Annotated in this window: 17 protein-coding genes; 11 read left to right on the top strand and 6 right to left on the bottom strand. The window is 61.6% G+C overall.

The window, feature by feature from the left end; translation table 11 throughout:
* Positions 1 to 6 precede the first annotated feature (6 nt).
* Genes mlaD through CQW31_RS08805 form a run of 3 tightly spaced genes read right to left on the bottom strand, consistent with a single transcriptional unit; the run spans position 7 to position 2098 of the window.
* A complete protein-coding gene (mlaD, locus tag CQW31_RS08815; RefSeq protein ID WP_054885956.1) occupies positions 7 to 492 on the bottom strand; it encodes an outer membrane lipid asymmetry maintenance protein MlaD in 486 nt (161 codons plus the stop codon).
* Positions 492 to 1289, bottom strand: a complete 798-nt coding sequence (gene mlaE, locus CQW31_RS08810) for a lipid asymmetry maintenance ABC transporter permease subunit MlaE (protein ID WP_054885955.1) — start codon at positions 1287 to 1289, stop codon at positions 492 to 494. The genes mlaD and mlaE overlap by 1 nt, the downstream gene beginning before the upstream one ends.
* Entirely contained in the window at positions 1289 to 2098 is an 810-nt protein-coding gene (locus CQW31_RS08805) for an ATP-binding cassette domain-containing protein (RefSeq protein WP_043213285.1), read from the bottom strand. Before CQW31_RS08805 ends, mlaE begins: the two co-directional genes overlap by 1 nt.
* Positions 2099 to 2344: 246 nt before the next feature.
* Between CQW31_RS08805 and CQW31_RS08800 the strand changes: the two genes are divergently transcribed.
* The 10 genes from CQW31_RS08800 to CQW31_RS08755 all read left to right on the top strand — a co-directional run bounded on the left by CQW31_RS08800 (position 2345) and on the right by CQW31_RS08755 (position 9360).
* A complete protein-coding gene (locus tag CQW31_RS08800) occupies positions 2345 to 3319 on the top strand; it encodes an SIS domain-containing protein (RefSeq protein WP_054885954.1) in 975 nt (324 codons plus the stop codon).
* Positions 3320 to 3333: 14 nt separating this feature from the next.
* Positions 3334 to 3858 (top strand): HAD family hydrolase, encoded by a 525-nt coding sequence (locus CQW31_RS08795; RefSeq protein WP_054885953.1) that lies wholly within the window; start codon positions 3334 to 3336, stop codon positions 3856 to 3858.
* An 8-nt stretch (positions 3859 to 3866) separates the two neighbouring features.
* On the top strand, positions 3867 to 4439 hold the full coding sequence (lptC, locus tag CQW31_RS08790; RefSeq protein WP_054885952.1) for an LPS export ABC transporter periplasmic protein LptC: 573 nt from the start codon (positions 3867 to 3869) through the stop codon (positions 4437 to 4439).
* A complete protein-coding gene (gene lptA, locus CQW31_RS08785) occupies positions 4426 to 4950 on the top strand; it encodes a lipopolysaccharide transport periplasmic protein LptA (protein ID WP_027595608.1) in 525 nt (174 codons plus the stop codon). Before lptC ends, lptA begins: the two co-directional genes overlap by 14 nt.
* Positions 4951 to 5676, top strand: a complete 726-nt coding sequence (gene lptB / locus CQW31_RS08780; protein WP_060511298.1) for an LPS export ABC transporter ATP-binding protein — start codon at positions 4951 to 4953, stop codon at positions 5674 to 5676. It abuts the gene before it with no gap.
* Positions 5677 to 5852: 176 nt separating this feature from the next.
* Complete coding sequence (locus tag CQW31_RS08775; RefSeq protein WP_099814312.1) at positions 5853 to 7346, top strand: RNA polymerase factor sigma-54; 1494 nt, start codon at positions 5853 to 5855, stop codon at positions 7344 to 7346.
* 78 nt (positions 7347 to 7424) lie between these two features.
* Positions 7425 to 7733 (top strand): ribosome hibernation-promoting factor, HPF/YfiA family, encoded by a 309-nt coding sequence (gene hpf / locus CQW31_RS08770; RefSeq protein WP_003255135.1) that lies wholly within the window; start codon positions 7425 to 7427, stop codon positions 7731 to 7733.
* Positions 7734 to 7745: 12 nt separating this feature from the next.
* The gene (gene ptsN / locus CQW31_RS08765; protein WP_085673595.1) at positions 7746 to 8210 is read left to right on the top strand and encodes a PTS IIA-like nitrogen regulatory protein PtsN; all 465 of its coding nucleotides are present in this window, start codon (positions 7746 to 7748) and stop codon (positions 8208 to 8210) included.
* 2 nt (positions 8211 to 8212) lie between these two features.
* Positions 8213 to 9067: an RNase adapter RapZ gene (rapZ, locus tag CQW31_RS08760; protein ID WP_099814311.1), complete on the top strand. Its 855-nt coding sequence runs from the start codon at positions 8213 to 8215 to the stop codon at positions 9065 to 9067.
* A 20-nt stretch (positions 9068 to 9087) separates the two neighbouring features.
* On the top strand, positions 9088 to 9360 hold the full coding sequence (locus CQW31_RS08755; RefSeq protein ID WP_054885947.1) for an HPr family phosphocarrier protein: 273 nt from the start codon (positions 9088 to 9090) through the stop codon (positions 9358 to 9360).
* Positions 9361 to 9559: 199 nt separating this feature from the next.
* Here the strand turns inward: CQW31_RS08755 and CQW31_RS08750 are convergent, their stop codons facing one another.
* From CQW31_RS08750 to pmbA, 3 genes are all read right to left on the bottom strand, one after another.
* The gene (locus tag CQW31_RS08750) at positions 9560 to 10936 is read right to left on the bottom strand and encodes a lyase family protein (protein ID WP_054885946.1); all 1377 of its coding nucleotides are present in this window, start codon (positions 10934 to 10936) and stop codon (positions 9560 to 9562) included.
* Positions 10929 to 11330, bottom strand: coding sequence for a FagA protein (locus CQW31_RS08745; RefSeq protein WP_082433612.1), 402 nt, complete (start codon positions 11328 to 11330; stop codon positions 10929 to 10931). The genes CQW31_RS08750 and CQW31_RS08745 overlap by 8 nt, the downstream gene beginning before the upstream one ends.
* Before the next feature lie 128 nt (positions 11331 to 11458).
* Positions 11459 to 12805, bottom strand: a complete 1347-nt coding sequence (gene pmbA / locus CQW31_RS08740) for a metalloprotease PmbA (protein ID WP_099814310.1) — start codon at positions 12803 to 12805, stop codon at positions 11459 to 11461.
* 109 nt (positions 12806 to 12914) lie between these two features.
* Between pmbA and yjgA the strand changes: the two genes are divergently transcribed.
* On the top strand, positions 12915 to 13436 hold the full coding sequence (yjgA, locus tag CQW31_RS08735; RefSeq protein ID WP_027920225.1) for a ribosome biogenesis factor YjgA: 522 nt from the start codon (positions 12915 to 12917) through the stop codon (positions 13434 to 13436).
* Positions 13437 to 13451: the final 15 nt, after the last annotated feature.

Below are 13451 nucleotides of genomic sequence, written 5' to 3'. Positions count from 1 at the left end.
AACTCCTTAATTAGCCGGTTGCGCTTCTTTTGGTTCCTTGCCAACGGAGTTGAGCAGGAACTTGCCAATCAGATCTTCCAGCACCAGCGCCGACTGTGTGTCATGGATGGTCGAGCCATCCTTGAGTACGTCTTCTTCACCGCCCACGCTGATACCGATGTACTTCTCGCCAAGCAAGCCGGCGGTCAGGATCGAAGCAGTGGAGTCGGTCGGCAGGTTGTTGACCGCCTTGTCCAGCTGCAGCGTCACACGACCGGTGTAGGAATCACGGTCCAGATCGATGGCGGTGACCTTGCCGATGGTGACACCGGCCATGGTCACTTTAGCTCTGACCGTCAAACCCGCGATATTGTCGAAGTACGCATAAACTTTATAGGTATCGCTGCTCGGGCTGGCCGACAGCCCGCTGACACGCAGGGCCAGCAGCAGCAGCGCCAGGATCCCGGCCAGGAGGAACAGGCCGACACCGATTTCCAGGGTGCGGTTTTGCATCAGAAATCTCCAAACATCAAGGCGGTCAAAATGAAGTCCAGACCCAGTACTGCCAATGAGGCATAGACCACGGTCTTGGTGGTGGCGCGGCTGATCCCCTCTGAGGTGGGTTCGCAGTCGTACCCCTGGAATACGGCAATCCAGGTCGTGACGAAGGCAAACACCAGGCTCTTGATCAACCCGTTGAGCACGTCGTCGGTAAAGGAAACACTATTCTGCATGTTGCCCCAGAACGAGCCTTCGTAGACGCCCAGCCAGTCGACCGCGACCCACGAACCGCCCCAGATGCCGACCACGCTGAAGATCAGCGCCAGCAGCGGCAGCGAGATGAAACCGGCCCACAGGCGTGGCGCAACGATGTACTTGAGCGGGTCGACGCCGATCATTTCCAGGCTCGACAACTGCTCGGTGGACTTCATGTTGCCGATTTCGGCGGTCAGCGCGGAACCGGCGCGGCCAGCGAACAGCAGCGCAGTGACCACCGGGCCGAGCTCACGCAGCAGGGTCAGGGCGACCATCTGCCCGACCGCCTGCTCGGAACCGTACTTGGTCAGGATGCTGTAGCCCTGCAGGGCAAGCACCATGCCGATGAACACGCCGGAAACGACGATGATCGCCAGCGACAGCACACCCACCGAGTAGAGCTGCTTGGTCAGCAACTGGAAACCGCCACCAATGCCGCCACGGCCGATCAGTGCATGGAACAGGAACAGGCACGAGCGCCCGAGCACGGCCAACACGTCGATCGCCGAGCGCCCGAGCAGGCGGATACGTTCGAGTAAGGATTTTCTGCGCATCACCGCGCCCCCAGCAAATCGGCGCGGTAGTCAGGCGCGGGAAAGTGGAATGGCACCGGGCCGTCCGGATCGCCTTTCATGAACTGGCGAATGCGTGGGTTGTCCGAGCCCATCAGCTCGTCGGGCGTCCCCTGGCCCAGCACCTGGCCATCACCGACCACATATATGTAGTCGGCGATACTGGCGGTTTCGGCCAGATCGTGGGAGACCACGATACTGGTAATACCCAAGGCATCATTGAGCAGACGGATCAAGCGCACGAGCACACCCATGGCGATCGGGTCCTGGCCGACGAATGGTTCGTCGTACATGAGGATCTGCGGATCCAGGGCAATCGCCCGGGCCAGCGCCACCCGACGCTTCATGCCACCGGACAATTCGTCCGGCATCAGGTCGATGGCACCGCGCAGGCCAACCGCCTGCAGCTTCATCAACACGATGTCACGGATCATTTCGTCCGAAAGCTGGGTATGCACGCGCAAAGGAAAGGCGACGTTCTCGAACACATCGAGATCGGTGAACAACGCACCGCTCTGGAACAGTACGCCCATCTGCTTGCGGGCGTCGAACAGGTCGCTGCGCGAGAGGCTCGGCAGGTTCTGCCCGGCCACCCACACTTCTCCGCTCGACGGCCGTAGCTGCGCGCCCATCAGGCGCAGCAGCGTGGTCTTGCCGCAACCCGACGGCCCCATGATCCCGGTGACCTTGCCACGCGGGATACGGATGTCGACATTGCTGAAAATGCTGCGCGAACCGCGCTTGAAGGTGACTCCCTTCAACTCGACCGCGTAGGCGCTATCCACACTCATCTAGACTCCTTGCTGATGCAGCCTCGCACTTATTGACGCTGGCCCTCATCGTGAAGGCACAGCGCCCTTGGCAGGCCGAATAGCGGCGAACTATAGCACTGCTGACCTCACGCCCCCAAGGGCATGGAACAGGTCGTTCAGGCCAGCGACAGGCATTGATGGCATTTGAGAAAGCAATCGAAAGGATGAGGCTTTTTTGTATTGCGGCTATAATCGCCGCCTTTTAATCAGGCATTGCTTTTCGACATGAGCCAATCCAGCGAGCTGATCCACTCCGCCCAGCGCACCCTGCGCCTGGAACTCGAGGCCGTTCAAGGCCTGGTGGCCCGCATCGACGCCAATTTCGTCAAGGCCTGCGAGCTGATCCTGGCGAGCAAGGGCCGGGTCGTGGTGGTCGGCATGGGCAAATCGGGGCATATCGGCAACAAGATCGCCGCCACCCTGGCCAGCACCGGCACACCAGCATTCTTCGTGCATCCGGCCGAAGCCAGCCATGGCGACATGGGCATGATCACCCGCGACGACGTCATCCTGGCCCTGTCCAACTCTGGCAGCACTGCCGAGATCGTGACCCTGCTGCCGCTGATCAAGCGCCTTGGGATCCAGCTGATCAGCATGACCGGCAACCCGGACTCGCCCCTGGCCCAGGCCGCCGAGGTCAATCTCGACGCCAGCGTCACTCAGGAAGCCTGCCCGCTGAACCTCGCCCCGACCTCCTCTACCACTGCCGCACTGGTACTGGGTGATGCGCTGGCCATCGCCCTGCTCGAAGCGCGCGGCTTCACCGCCGAGGACTTCGCCTTTTCGCACCCTGGCGGCGCCCTGGGTCGCCGCCTGCTGCTCAAGGTCGAGAATGTCATGCACGCCGGTGAGGAATTGCCCCAGGTACAGTGCGGCACGCTGCTCAAGGACGCACTCCTTGAAATGTCCCGCAAAGGTTTGGGCATGACCGTGATCGTTGGCAGCGATGGCAAGCTGGCCGGGATCTTCACCGATGGCGACCTGCGCCGCAGCCTGGACCGCAACATTGATGTGCACACCACACTGATCGATCAGGTAATGACCGTGCATGGCAAGACGGCTCGCGCCGAGATGCTGGCGGCAGAAGCCCTGAAGATCATGGAGGACCACAAGATCAGCGCCCTGGTGGTCGTGGACAAGGACGAGCGCCCGACCGGCGCCCTGAACATGCACGACCTGCTGCGCGCCGGCGTGATGTAAAGGAGAACGAACCGATGACTGAAGATCTCATGCAACGCGGCAAGGCGATCAAACTGGCCGTTTTCGACGTCGACGGCGTACTGACCGATGGCCGCCTGTACTTTCTTGAAGATGGCAGCGAATTCAAGACCTTCAATACCCTGGATGGCCAAGGCATCAAGATGCTCATGGCCTCGGGCGTAACCACGGCGATCATCAGCGGACGCAAGACTCCGGTCGTCGAGCGCCGGGCGAAAAACCTCGGTATCCCTCATCTTTACCAGGGCCGTGAAGACAAATTGGTCGTACTCGACGGCCTGCTCGCCGAACTGGGCCTAAGCTATGAACAAGTCGCCTATCTGGGTGACGACCTGCCCGACCTGCCGGTAATCCGCCGGGTAGGCCTGGGGATGGCCGTAGCCAACGCCGCACCGTTCGTTCGCCAGCACGCCCACGGCGTAACCCTGGCACGCGGTGGCGAAGGTGCCGCACGCGAGTTCTGCGAACTGATCATGCACGCCCAGGGCACCCTGGACGCTGCCAACGCCAACTACCTTTAAGGCTGCCCATGTTCAGCAAGAAAGCCCGCAATATCGCGCTGCTCGCGGTTGTTGCCGCCCTGCTCGCGGCAATCGGCTACTGGAATGTCAGCCCTGAAAGCTTCCTCGACAAGCCAGTCGCCCAGGTCGACGAAAGTGCCATCGATTATTACGCGATCAACGCGCATAGCGTGCAGTTCATGCCTGATGGCAAGCTGCAATACGAGATGACCGCCGACAAGGTCGAGCACCTGAGGGCCAGTGAAGTCACCCTGCTGACCACCCCCGACCTGCACATGTACCGCGGCACCGAATACCCTTGGCATGTGCAGAGCGAACGCGCAGAGGTCAACCCGGATGGTACCGAGGTCGAGCTGATCGAGAAGGTCCGCGTGCAACGCATCGACGAAAAGCAGCGTGAATTGATCGTTACCAGCTCGCGCATGACCGTATTCCCGCAGAAGCAATATGCGCAGACCGAGCAAGCCGTTAGAATCGACGGCGCCGGTGGCACGACTACGGGTAAAGGAATGAAAGCGTATTTGAAAGAAGGCAAGATGGACTTGCTCTCTAACGTAAGAGGACAGTATGAGGCTCGTTAAAACCCTCCCCCTTTTGCTCAGCCTGAGCGCAGCACTGGGAAGCGCGAGCGCCTTCGCCCTGCCGACCGACCGTGACCAGCCTATCCGCATCCAGGCCGACAACGCGCACCTGGACGACAAGCAGGGCGTGGCCACCTATACCGGCGATGTGATCATCACCCAGGGCTCGATGATGATCAAAGGCAATACCGTGACCATGACCCGTGCCGCCAATGGCGACATCGATGTGGTGACGTCGGTGGGCAACCTGGCCTACTTCGAGCAACAGCAGAGCACGGCCAAGCCCGACAAGATGAAAGGCTGGGCGGTGACCATCCAGTACCAGGCGCAGAAAGACACGGTGATCCTCACCGACCGCGCCAAGGTCGAGAACGAAGGCAACACCACCGAAGGCGAGAAGATCGTCTACAACACCAAGACCCAGGTTGCGACCGCTGGTCGTGGCGGCAACGTGACTCAACCACGTCAGCGCATCGACATGGTGATCCAGCCGAAGAAGAAGGCCGAGTAAATGGCAACCCTCAAAGCCCAGCACCTGGCCAAGAGCTACAAGGGGCGGCAAGTCGTGCGTGATGTCAGCCTGTCGATCGACAGCGGGCAGATCGTCGGCCTGCTCGGCCCCAACGGCGCCGGCAAGACCACTTGCTTCTACATGATCGTTGGGCTGGTCCAGGCCGATCAGGGGCGCGTACTGATCGACAACCTCGATGTCAGTCACCAGCCCATGCACGGCCGCGCCCGCGCCGGTATCGGCTACCTGCCGCAGGAAGCCTCGATCTTCCGCAAGCTATCGGTAGCCGACAACATCATGGCCATTCTCGAGACCCGCAAGGACATCGACCGCGAAGGCCGGCGCAAAGAGCTGGAAAGCCTGCTGCAGGAGTTCCACATCAGCCATATCCGCGACAACCTCGGCATGAGCCTTTCCGGTGGTGAACGCCGCCGCGTCGAAATTGCCCGCGCCCTGGCGACCGCACCGAAGTTCATCCTGCTGGACGAACCGTTTGCCGGCGTCGACCCGATTTCCGTGGGCGACATCAAGCAGATCATCCATCACCTCAAGGCCAAGGGGATCGGTGTACTGATTACCGACCACAACGTCCGTGAAACCCTGGACATCTGCGAGACCGCCTACATCGTCAACGATGGCCGACTGATCGCTGAAGGGGACGCCGAGACCATCCTGGCCAACGACCTGGTCAAGGAAGTCTACCTGGGCCACGAGTTCCGGCTCTGACCCTCGGGACGTGCCTGGAGCACTGGCATTAATGCCCTGCAGGGGCTTAAGTTGTTACAGTGCTCTAGGCAAACGCTACAATTTGAGGCATAAATCTTGCTTGAATTTGGCGCTTTGGCGCCCTCGTGTAGTGGATGGCGCATGCGCGCCGGCGAACAAGGTATTAAGCCCCTGCCATGAAACCATCGCTCGTCCTAAAAATGGGCCAGCAACTGACGATGACCCCGCAGTTGCAACAGGCCATCCGCCTCCTTCAGCTTTCCACCCTGGACCTCCAGCAGGAAATCCAGGAAGCGCTGGAGTCCAACCCTATGCTCGAACGTCAGGAAGACGGCGACGACTTCGACAACAGCGATCCGATGGCGGACAACGTCGAGAACAAGCCGGCCGCCGAAGTCCCGGACAACAGCTTCCAGGAAAGCACCGCCAGTGCCGAAACCCTGGAAGACGGTGAGTGGAACGAGCGAATCCCCAACGAGCTTCCGGTCGATACCGCCTGGGAAGACATCTACCAGACCAGCGCCAGCAGCCTGCCCAGCAATGATGACGACGAGTGGGACTTCACCACCCGCACATCGGCCGGCGAAAGCCTGCAGAGCCACCTGCTGTGGCAGTTGAACCTGGCACCGATGTCCGATACCGACCGCCTGATCGCCGTCACCCTTATCGACAGCATCAACGGCCAGGGCTACCTCGAAGATACCCTGGAAGAAATCTGCGCAGGCTTCGACCCGGAGCTGGATATCGAGCTTGACGAGGTCGAGGCGGTGCTGCACCGCATCCAGCAGTTCGAGCCAGCCGGCGTCGGCGCCCGCAGCCTGGGCGAGTGCCTGTTGCTGCAATTGCGCCAGTTGCCCGCCAGCACGCCCTGGATGAGCGAGGCCCAGCGCCTGGTCACCGACTTCATCGACCTGCTCGGCGGCCGCGACTACAGCCAGCTGATGCGCCGCATGAAGCTCAAGGAAGACGAACTGCGCCAGGTGATCGAGCTGGTGCAGAGCCTCAACCCGCGGCCCGGTTCACAGATCGAGTCGAGCGAACCGGAATACGTGGTTCCCGACGTGATAGTGCGTAAGGACAGCGACCGCTGGCTGGTCGAGCTGAACCAGGAAGCGATCCCGCGCCTGAGGGTCAACCCGCAGTATGCCGGCTTCGTTCGCCGCGCCGATACCAGCGCCGACAACACCTTCATGCGCAACCAGTTGCAGGAGGCGCGCTGGTTCATCAAGAGCCTGCAAAGCCGCAACGAAACGCTGATGAAGGTCGCCACGCAGATCGTCGAACACCAGCGCGGCTTCCTCGACCACGGCGACGAAGCAATGAAGCCGCTGGTCCTGCATGACATCGCCGAAGCGGTGGGTATGCATGAGTCGACCATTTCGCGGGTGACCACACAGAAATACATGCACACCCCGCGTGGCATCTACGAACTGAAATACTTTTTCTCCAGCCACGTCAGCACCGCCGAAGGCGGAGAATGCTCGTCTACGGCGATCCGCGCGATCATCAAGAAACTGGTTGCTGCGGAAAATCAGAAAAAGCCATTGAGTGACAGCAAGATCGCTGGTTTACTGGAGGCACAAGGCATCCAGGTAGCCCGTCGCACCGTCGCCAAGTACCGCGAGTCCCTCGGCATCGCACCGTCGAGCGAGCGCAAGCGACTGATGTAGCCCCCGGATGTGCCACAGCGTTTGTGGGGCAGGTGCAATACCTGCCTCTTTATGCACGGGCAACAAAGGAGAAGCTGTATGCAAGTCAATATCAGTGGACAGCATGTAGAAGTCACTCAGCCACTGCGCGATTACGTGCTTGAAAAGCTCGCTCGGGTGGAAAGTCACTTCGACAAGATCACCAACGTGCAGGTCATCATGAAGGTCGAGAAGCTGCAGCAGAAGGTCGAGGCGACCCTGCAGATTCCCGGCGGTGAAGTGGTTGCCAACGCGGAACACGAAGACATGTATGCAGCGATCGACGCCTTGGCCGACAAGCTCGACCGCCAACTGAAAAAACACAAGGAAAAACAGCAAAGCCTGCTGCAAGGTGCAGCTGCGCGCTGATCCCTCTCATCCATGATCCGACTTGAAACCATCCTGACCCCCGGCCGTTCCCTGGTGAACGTGCCGGGCGGCAGTAAGAAGCGCGCCCTGGAAAAGGTCGCCAACCTGATTGCCGAGCAAGTACCTGAGCTTGCGATGCAAGACGTCTTTGAAAAGCTCATCGCTCGCGAAAAACTGGGCTCGACCGGCTTTGGCAATGGCATTGCCATCCCCCACTGCCGGCTTGAAGGCTGCGCTTCCCCGGTGAGTGCCCTGCTGCACCTGGATGCGCCGATCGACTACGACGCCATCGATGGTGCTCCGGTGGATCTGCTGTTCGTCCTGCTGGTACCAGAGGCGGCCACCGATGCCCATCTTGAACTGCTGCGCCAGATCGCCAGCATGCTCGATCGCAAGGAGGTCCGCGATAGACTGCGTGCCGCCGGTAGCAGCGAGGCACTGTACCAGGTTGTCCTGGACGCACAGAACGAGCACTGAACATGCGCCTGATCATCGTCAGCGGCCGGTCTGGCTCCGGCAAAAGCACCGCCCTCGATGTCCTGGAAGACAACGGCTTTTACGTCATCGACAACCTCCCGGCCGGGCTTCTGCCACAGCTGGCCGAGAACGCGTTGATCAATACTGAACTGCTGCAACCTAAAGTGGCGGTTTCGATCGATGCACGCAACCTGCCCAGCCACCTGTCGCGCTTCCCCGAGCTGTTGGAGGAGGCCCGTGGGCGCCACATTCAGTGCGATGTGCTGTTTCTCGATGCCGACGAAGACACGCTGCTCAAGCGCTTCTCGGAAACCCGCCGTCGCCATCCGCTGACCAACGCCGACCGTTCGCTGGCCGAAGCCATCCGCGTCGAAAGCGAACTGTTGGGGCCGATTGCCGACCTTGCCGACCTGAAAATCGATACCACCAGCCTCAACCTTTACCAGCTGCGCGATTCAATCAAGCTGCGCCTGCTCAACCAGCCTGAGCCTGGCACCGCCTTTCTGGTCGAGTCGTTCGGCTTCAAGCGCGGGATGCCGGTCGATGCCGACCTGGTGTTCGACGTACGCTGCCTGCCCAACCCCTACTGGAAACCGGAGCTGCGCGAACATTCCGGCCTGGAGCAGCCAGTCATCGACTACCTTGCTGCACAGCCGGACGTCGAAGAGATGTTCAACGACATCTCCAGCTACCTGCTCAAATGGCTGCCACGCTTTGCCGCAAGCAACCGCGCCTATGTCACCATCGCCATTGGCTGCACTGGAGGCCATCATCGCTCGGTCTACATCACCGAGCGCCTCGGCCAGCTGTTGCAGCAATCCCTGAAAAACGTCCAGGTCCGCCACCGCGACCTCTAGCCCACAGGATCCACCGCACGATGCCCGCCCGCGAAATCACCATCATCAACAAGCTGGGCCTGCATGCCCGGGCGGCAGCCAAGTTCGTCGGCGTGGCCGGCAAATACCCCTGCCAGGTCCGCATCGGCCGCGCGCCCGACAAGCTGATCGACGGCAAGAGCATCATGGCGGTGATGATGCTGGCGGCAGGCAAGGGCACCCAGGTGCACCTGATGACCGAGGGCGAGCAGGATGACGAAGCCCTGGAAGCGCTGGTGGCGCTGATCAACAACTACTTCGACGAAGGTGAATGAAGGCCGCTGGGGCCCGGCCAGGCCGGAGGCGGCACCAATCAGCAATGCCTTGAACCGTGCCGCCCTGCCAGCACCAGCGCTATCGCCAGTCCAGCCAGGCGATACCGCGGGCCAGCAGCAACGCCGTGCCGGCGATTGACAGCAAGCCGCCCAGCGCCAGCCGGAGGGCGTGTTCCCACAAGTCCAGGCCCAATGGCGATCAAATGCCACCAGCGGTGAGTTTTTCCGGGTCCAGCAGTGCTTCGAGCTGATCGCGCGACAGGTCGGTATGTTCCAGTGCTACATCGATGATCGGGCGGCCCTGCTGGTAAGCGGTCTTGGCGATTTCGGCGGCCTTGAGGTAGCCGATGATCGGGTTCAGCGCGGTGACGAGGATCGGGTTGCGCGCCAAGGCTTCCTTGAGCTTGCCCTCGTTTACCTTGAAGCTGGCAATCGCCTTGTCGGCCAGCAGGCGGCTGGCGTTGGCCATCAGCTCGATGCTCTCCAGTAAGTTGCGGGCGATCACCGGCAGCATCACGTTCAACTCGAAGTTGCCCGATTGCCCGGCCACAGCGATGGTGGCGTCATTACCAATGACCTGGGCGGCGACCATGGCAGTGGCTTCCGGGATGACCGGGTTGACCTTGCCCGGCATGATCGACGAACCCGGCTGCAGGCCCTGCAGCTCGATTTCGCCCAGGCCAGCCAAGGGGCCTGAGTTCATCCAGCGCAGGTCGTTGGCAATCTTCATCAGCGCCACGGCGGTGGTCTTGAGCTGGCCAGACAGCGCCACGGCGGTGTCCTGGGAGCCGATCAGCGCGAACAGGTTATGGCCAGGGGTGAACTCAACGTTGGTAAGCCCGCTCAGTTGGCGCGCAAAGCCGGCGGCGAACTGTGGGTGGGCGTTGATCCCGGTACCCACTGCGGTGCCACCCTGGGCCAATGCCTGCAGGCTCGGCAGGGTCGCTTCGAGATGTGCTCTGGCGCCATTGACCTGCGCAGCCCAGCCATCGAGCACCTGGCTCATGCGCACTGGCATGGCGTCCATCAGATGGGTGCGGCCGGTCTTTACATACTGATGCACCTGGCGTGACTTGGCCTCGATCACCTGAACGAGGTGGCTCAACGCCGGCAGCAGTTGCTCATGCAGCGCCAGCGCGGCGCTGACATGAATGGTGGTAGGGATGATGTCGTTGCTGCTCTGGCCACAGTTGACGTGGTCATTGGCATTGACCGGCTCACCGAGCACCCGGCTGGCCAAGGTGGCGATCACCTCGTTCGCGTTCATGTTCGAGCTGGTCCCCGAGCCGGTCTGGAACACATCCACCGGAAAGTGCTGGATGAAATCTGCGCCCAGCAATTGCTCGACCGCCTCGACGATGGCCTGGCCCTGCCCTGGCGACAGCTGCTCCAGCTCGATGTTGGCCCGGGCCGCAGCGGCCTTGGCCAGCAACAAGGCGCGGATGAACTGGGCGGGCATGCGCTGGCCGCTGATCGGAAAGTTATCTACCGCGCGCTGGGTCTGCGCGCCATACAGGGCCCTGGCCGGCACCTGCAGCTCGCCCATGCTGTCACGCTCGATACGGGTATCACTCATGTTCAAATCCTTGCATCAGTTCATCGGGAGAAATCGACGGCAGCAGCCGGCAGTTGGCCAGCTGCAAGGCATAAGGCTGCCAGCGCAGGTTCCCCTCGTGGCGATCGAGGTTGCGCAGGTCCAGCAACGGTCGCCAGGCCTGGTCCAGGCACAGGCAGCGCCAATGCCACGGCAACATGCGGTCGCAGGCGGTATCCAGCAGCAGGCGGAAGGAGGTCAGCGCCACGGTCCATGGCGAAGTTTCGGTGCAGCACACCAGGTAACGGCCTTCGGCCAGGTAGTGCTCGATCAGGCGCGGCTCATCAGGTTCGAGGGCGCAGCGGATCCGCCGGCTGAGCCAGCGCCAGTTTTCCAGGTAAGGCAGTTCGCGCAGGACGGGTTTCATGAACATCATCGCCAAGTTGCAAGATAATGATATTCATTATTGATTGATAAACAGAATCAATTCAAGCATCAGCCCAGCAAAGAAAAACCCGGCACGATGGCCGGGCTTAATTGACGCTGGGCATTCCTGCCCCGATGTCAGCTACCAGCGACCGTCATTCGCTCGATCAGGACCGACCCCGTGTGAATATTGCTACGGGTTTCGAGATCACAGCCAACTGCAACAATTTGCTGGAACATGTCTTTCATATTGCCGGCGATCGTCACTTCCTGTACGGCATGTTGAATCTCGCCGTTCTCGATCCAGAAGCCCGCCGCACCCCGCGAGTAGTCGCCAGTCACCATGTTCAGCCCATGGCCCATCAGCTCGGTCACCAGCAGGCCACGGCCCATGCGCCGGATCAGCGCCGCCTGGTCTTCGACGCCGTGAGTGACATACAGGTTGTGCACGCCCCCGGCGTTGGCAGTGCTTGGCAAGCCGAGCTTACGTCCGGAGTAGGTACCCAGCAGGTACGACACCAGCTCGCCTTTATCGACGAACGGCTTCGCGTAGGTCGCCAGGCCGTCACCGTCGAATGCGGCGCTGCCCAGCGCGCGAGGAATGTGGGGGCGCTCGTCGAGTGTCAGCCAGGACGGGAACAGGCGCTGTCCGATAGCGCCATCGAGGAACGACGACTTGCGGTACAGGTTGCCGCCCGAGATGGCCGACAGGAAACTGCCGAACAGGCCACCCGCCAGCTCGGCGGAAAACAGCACGGGCACTTCACAGGTCGGCACCGGCCGCGCACCAAGTCGGCTGGCTGCGCGCTGCGCGGCGCGAGCGCCGATGCTGCGCGGGTCGGCCAGCATGTGGCCCTGGCGGTTCACGTCATACCAGTAGTCACGCTGCATCTGGCCTTCGCCTTCAGCGATCATCACGCAGCTCAGGCTGTGCCGGGTCGAGGCGTAGCCACCGATGAAGCCGTGGCTGTTGCCGTACACGCGGCAACCCTGGTGAGTGTTCAGGGTGGTGCCATCGGCATTGAGGATCCGCGTGTCAGCGTCGAATGCCGCCGCCTCGCAGGCCTGCGCCATCTCGATGGCCTTCTCCGGCTCGATGTCCCAGTCGTGATAGAGGTCGAGGTCGGGGATTTCGCGGGCCATCAGCGCGGCATCAGCCAGCCCTGAGCACTCGTCCTCGGAGGTGTGTTTGGCAATCGCCAGAGCAGCGGCCACGGTTTCCCGGATGGCATCCGGGCCACTGGCCGAAGTGCTGGCCGAGCCCTTGCGCTGGCCTACATAGAGGGTGATGCCGAAGCCCTGGTCGCGGTTGAATTCGACCGTCTCGACCTCGCGCTGACGCACCGTGGTGGACAGGCCCTGCTCCAGCGACACCGCCACTTCGCAGGCACTGGCGCCTTGCTTGCGTGCTTCTGCAATGATCGCCTCGACCTGCTCTTGCAACGCTGGCAGGTCCTTGGGGCCTACGCTCTGGACTGCACTCATGGTTTTCTCCACTCAAATTCTGCGTTCGGCGAGGGTCATTCTACGACCGGGCACGGACAAGCGGCCCCCGACTGGTTATCATGGCGGCGATTTCTAGCGGACTGCCACCATGGTTGATTCATACGACGACGCCTTCGACGGCGAAAAAAGCAAAACCCAGATCAAGCGCGAACTGCATGCGCTGGTCGAACTCGGCGAACGCCTGACCACGGTCAAGGCCGACACCCTGGCGCGCCTGCCGCTCACCGACGAGCTGCGCAAGGCCCTGGCCGACGCCAGCAAGCACACCGCCCACGGCGCACGCAAACGCCACATGTCGTTCGTCGGCAAGCTGATGCGCGACCAGGACCTGGACGCCATCCACGCCGTGCTCGAGCAGATCGACAGCTCCAGCCGCCAGTACAACGAGCGCTTCCACAACCTGGAACGCTGGCGCGACCGCCTGATCGACGGTAACGATGAAGACCTCGAGCGTTTCGTCAACGAATACCCCGAGACCGATCGCCAGCAACTGCGCTCGCTGATTCGTCATGCCCAGCACGAAAAGGCGCGGAACAAACCGCCTGCCGCTGCGCGCAAGGTGTTCAAATACATCCGCGATCTCGACGAGATGCAGCGCGGGCTGCGCTGACTGCCGACAGCGGGC

The organism is Pseudomonas sp. 382 (genome assembly GCF_002759075.1).
Classification (GTDB): Bacteria; Pseudomonadota; Gammaproteobacteria; order Pseudomonadales; family Pseudomonadaceae; genus Aquipseudomonas; species Aquipseudomonas vlassakiae.
Note: the sequence above shows the minus strand (reverse complement) of the source record. Positions and strands in the feature narration are given on the sequence as shown.

What these genes read in the sequence shown, in the direction of transcription:
- lptC (WP_054885952.1), top strand. Translation starts at nt 3,867, where the DNA reads ATGTTCAGCAAGAAAGCCCGCAATATCGCGCTGCTCGCGGTTGTTGCC.
- CQW31_RS08805 (WP_043213285.1), bottom strand. Translation starts at nt 2,098, where the DNA reads ATGAGTGTGGATAGCGCCTACGCGGTCGAGTTGAAGGGAGTCACCTTC.
- CQW31_RS08750 (WP_054885946.1), bottom strand. Translation starts at nt 10,936, where the DNA reads ATGAGTGATACCCGTATCGAGCGTGACAGCATGGGCGAGCTGCAGGTG.
- lptB (WP_060511298.1), top strand. Translation starts at nt 4,951, where the DNA reads ATGGCAACCCTCAAAGCCCAGCACCTGGCCAAGAGCTACAAGGGGCGG.
- CQW31_RS08775 (WP_099814312.1), top strand. Translation starts at nt 5,853, where the DNA reads ATGAAACCATCGCTCGTCCTAAAAATGGGCCAGCAACTGACGATGACC.
- CQW31_RS08795 (WP_054885953.1), top strand. Translation starts at nt 3,334, where the DNA reads ATGACTGAAGATCTCATGCAACGCGGCAAGGCGATCAAACTGGCCGTT.
- hpf (WP_003255135.1), top strand. Translation starts at nt 7,425, where the DNA reads ATGCAAGTCAATATCAGTGGACAGCATGTAGAAGTCACTCAGCCACTG.
- pmbA (WP_099814310.1), bottom strand. Translation starts at nt 12,805, where the DNA reads ATGAGTGCAGTCCAGAGCGTAGGCCCCAAGGACCTGCCAGCGTTGCAA.
- mlaD (WP_054885956.1), bottom strand. Translation starts at nt 492, where the DNA reads ATGCAAAACCGCACCCTGGAAATCGGTGTCGGCCTGTTCCTCCTGGCC.
- ptsN (WP_085673595.1), top strand. Translation starts at nt 7,746, where the DNA reads ATGATCCGACTTGAAACCATCCTGACCCCCGGCCGTTCCCTGGTGAAC.
- mlaE (WP_054885955.1), bottom strand. Translation starts at nt 1,289, where the DNA reads ATGCGCAGAAAATCCTTACTCGAACGTATCCGCCTGCTCGGGCGCTCG.
- lptA (WP_027595608.1), top strand. Translation starts at nt 4,426, where the DNA reads ATGAGGCTCGTTAAAACCCTCCCCCTTTTGCTCAGCCTGAGCGCAGCA.
- rapZ (WP_099814311.1), top strand. Translation starts at nt 8,213, where the DNA reads ATGCGCCTGATCATCGTCAGCGGCCGGTCTGGCTCCGGCAAAAGCACC.
- CQW31_RS08800 (WP_054885954.1), top strand. Translation starts at nt 2,345, where the DNA reads ATGAGCCAATCCAGCGAGCTGATCCACTCCGCCCAGCGCACCCTGCGC.
- CQW31_RS08745 (WP_082433612.1), bottom strand. Translation starts at nt 11,330, where the DNA reads ATGATGTTCATGAAACCCGTCCTGCGCGAACTGCCTTACCTGGAAAAC.
- CQW31_RS08755 (WP_054885947.1), top strand. Translation starts at nt 9,088, where the DNA reads ATGCCCGCCCGCGAAATCACCATCATCAACAAGCTGGGCCTGCATGCC.
- yjgA (WP_027920225.1), top strand. Translation starts at nt 12,915, where the DNA reads ATGGTTGATTCATACGACGACGCCTTCGACGGCGAAAAAAGCAAAACC.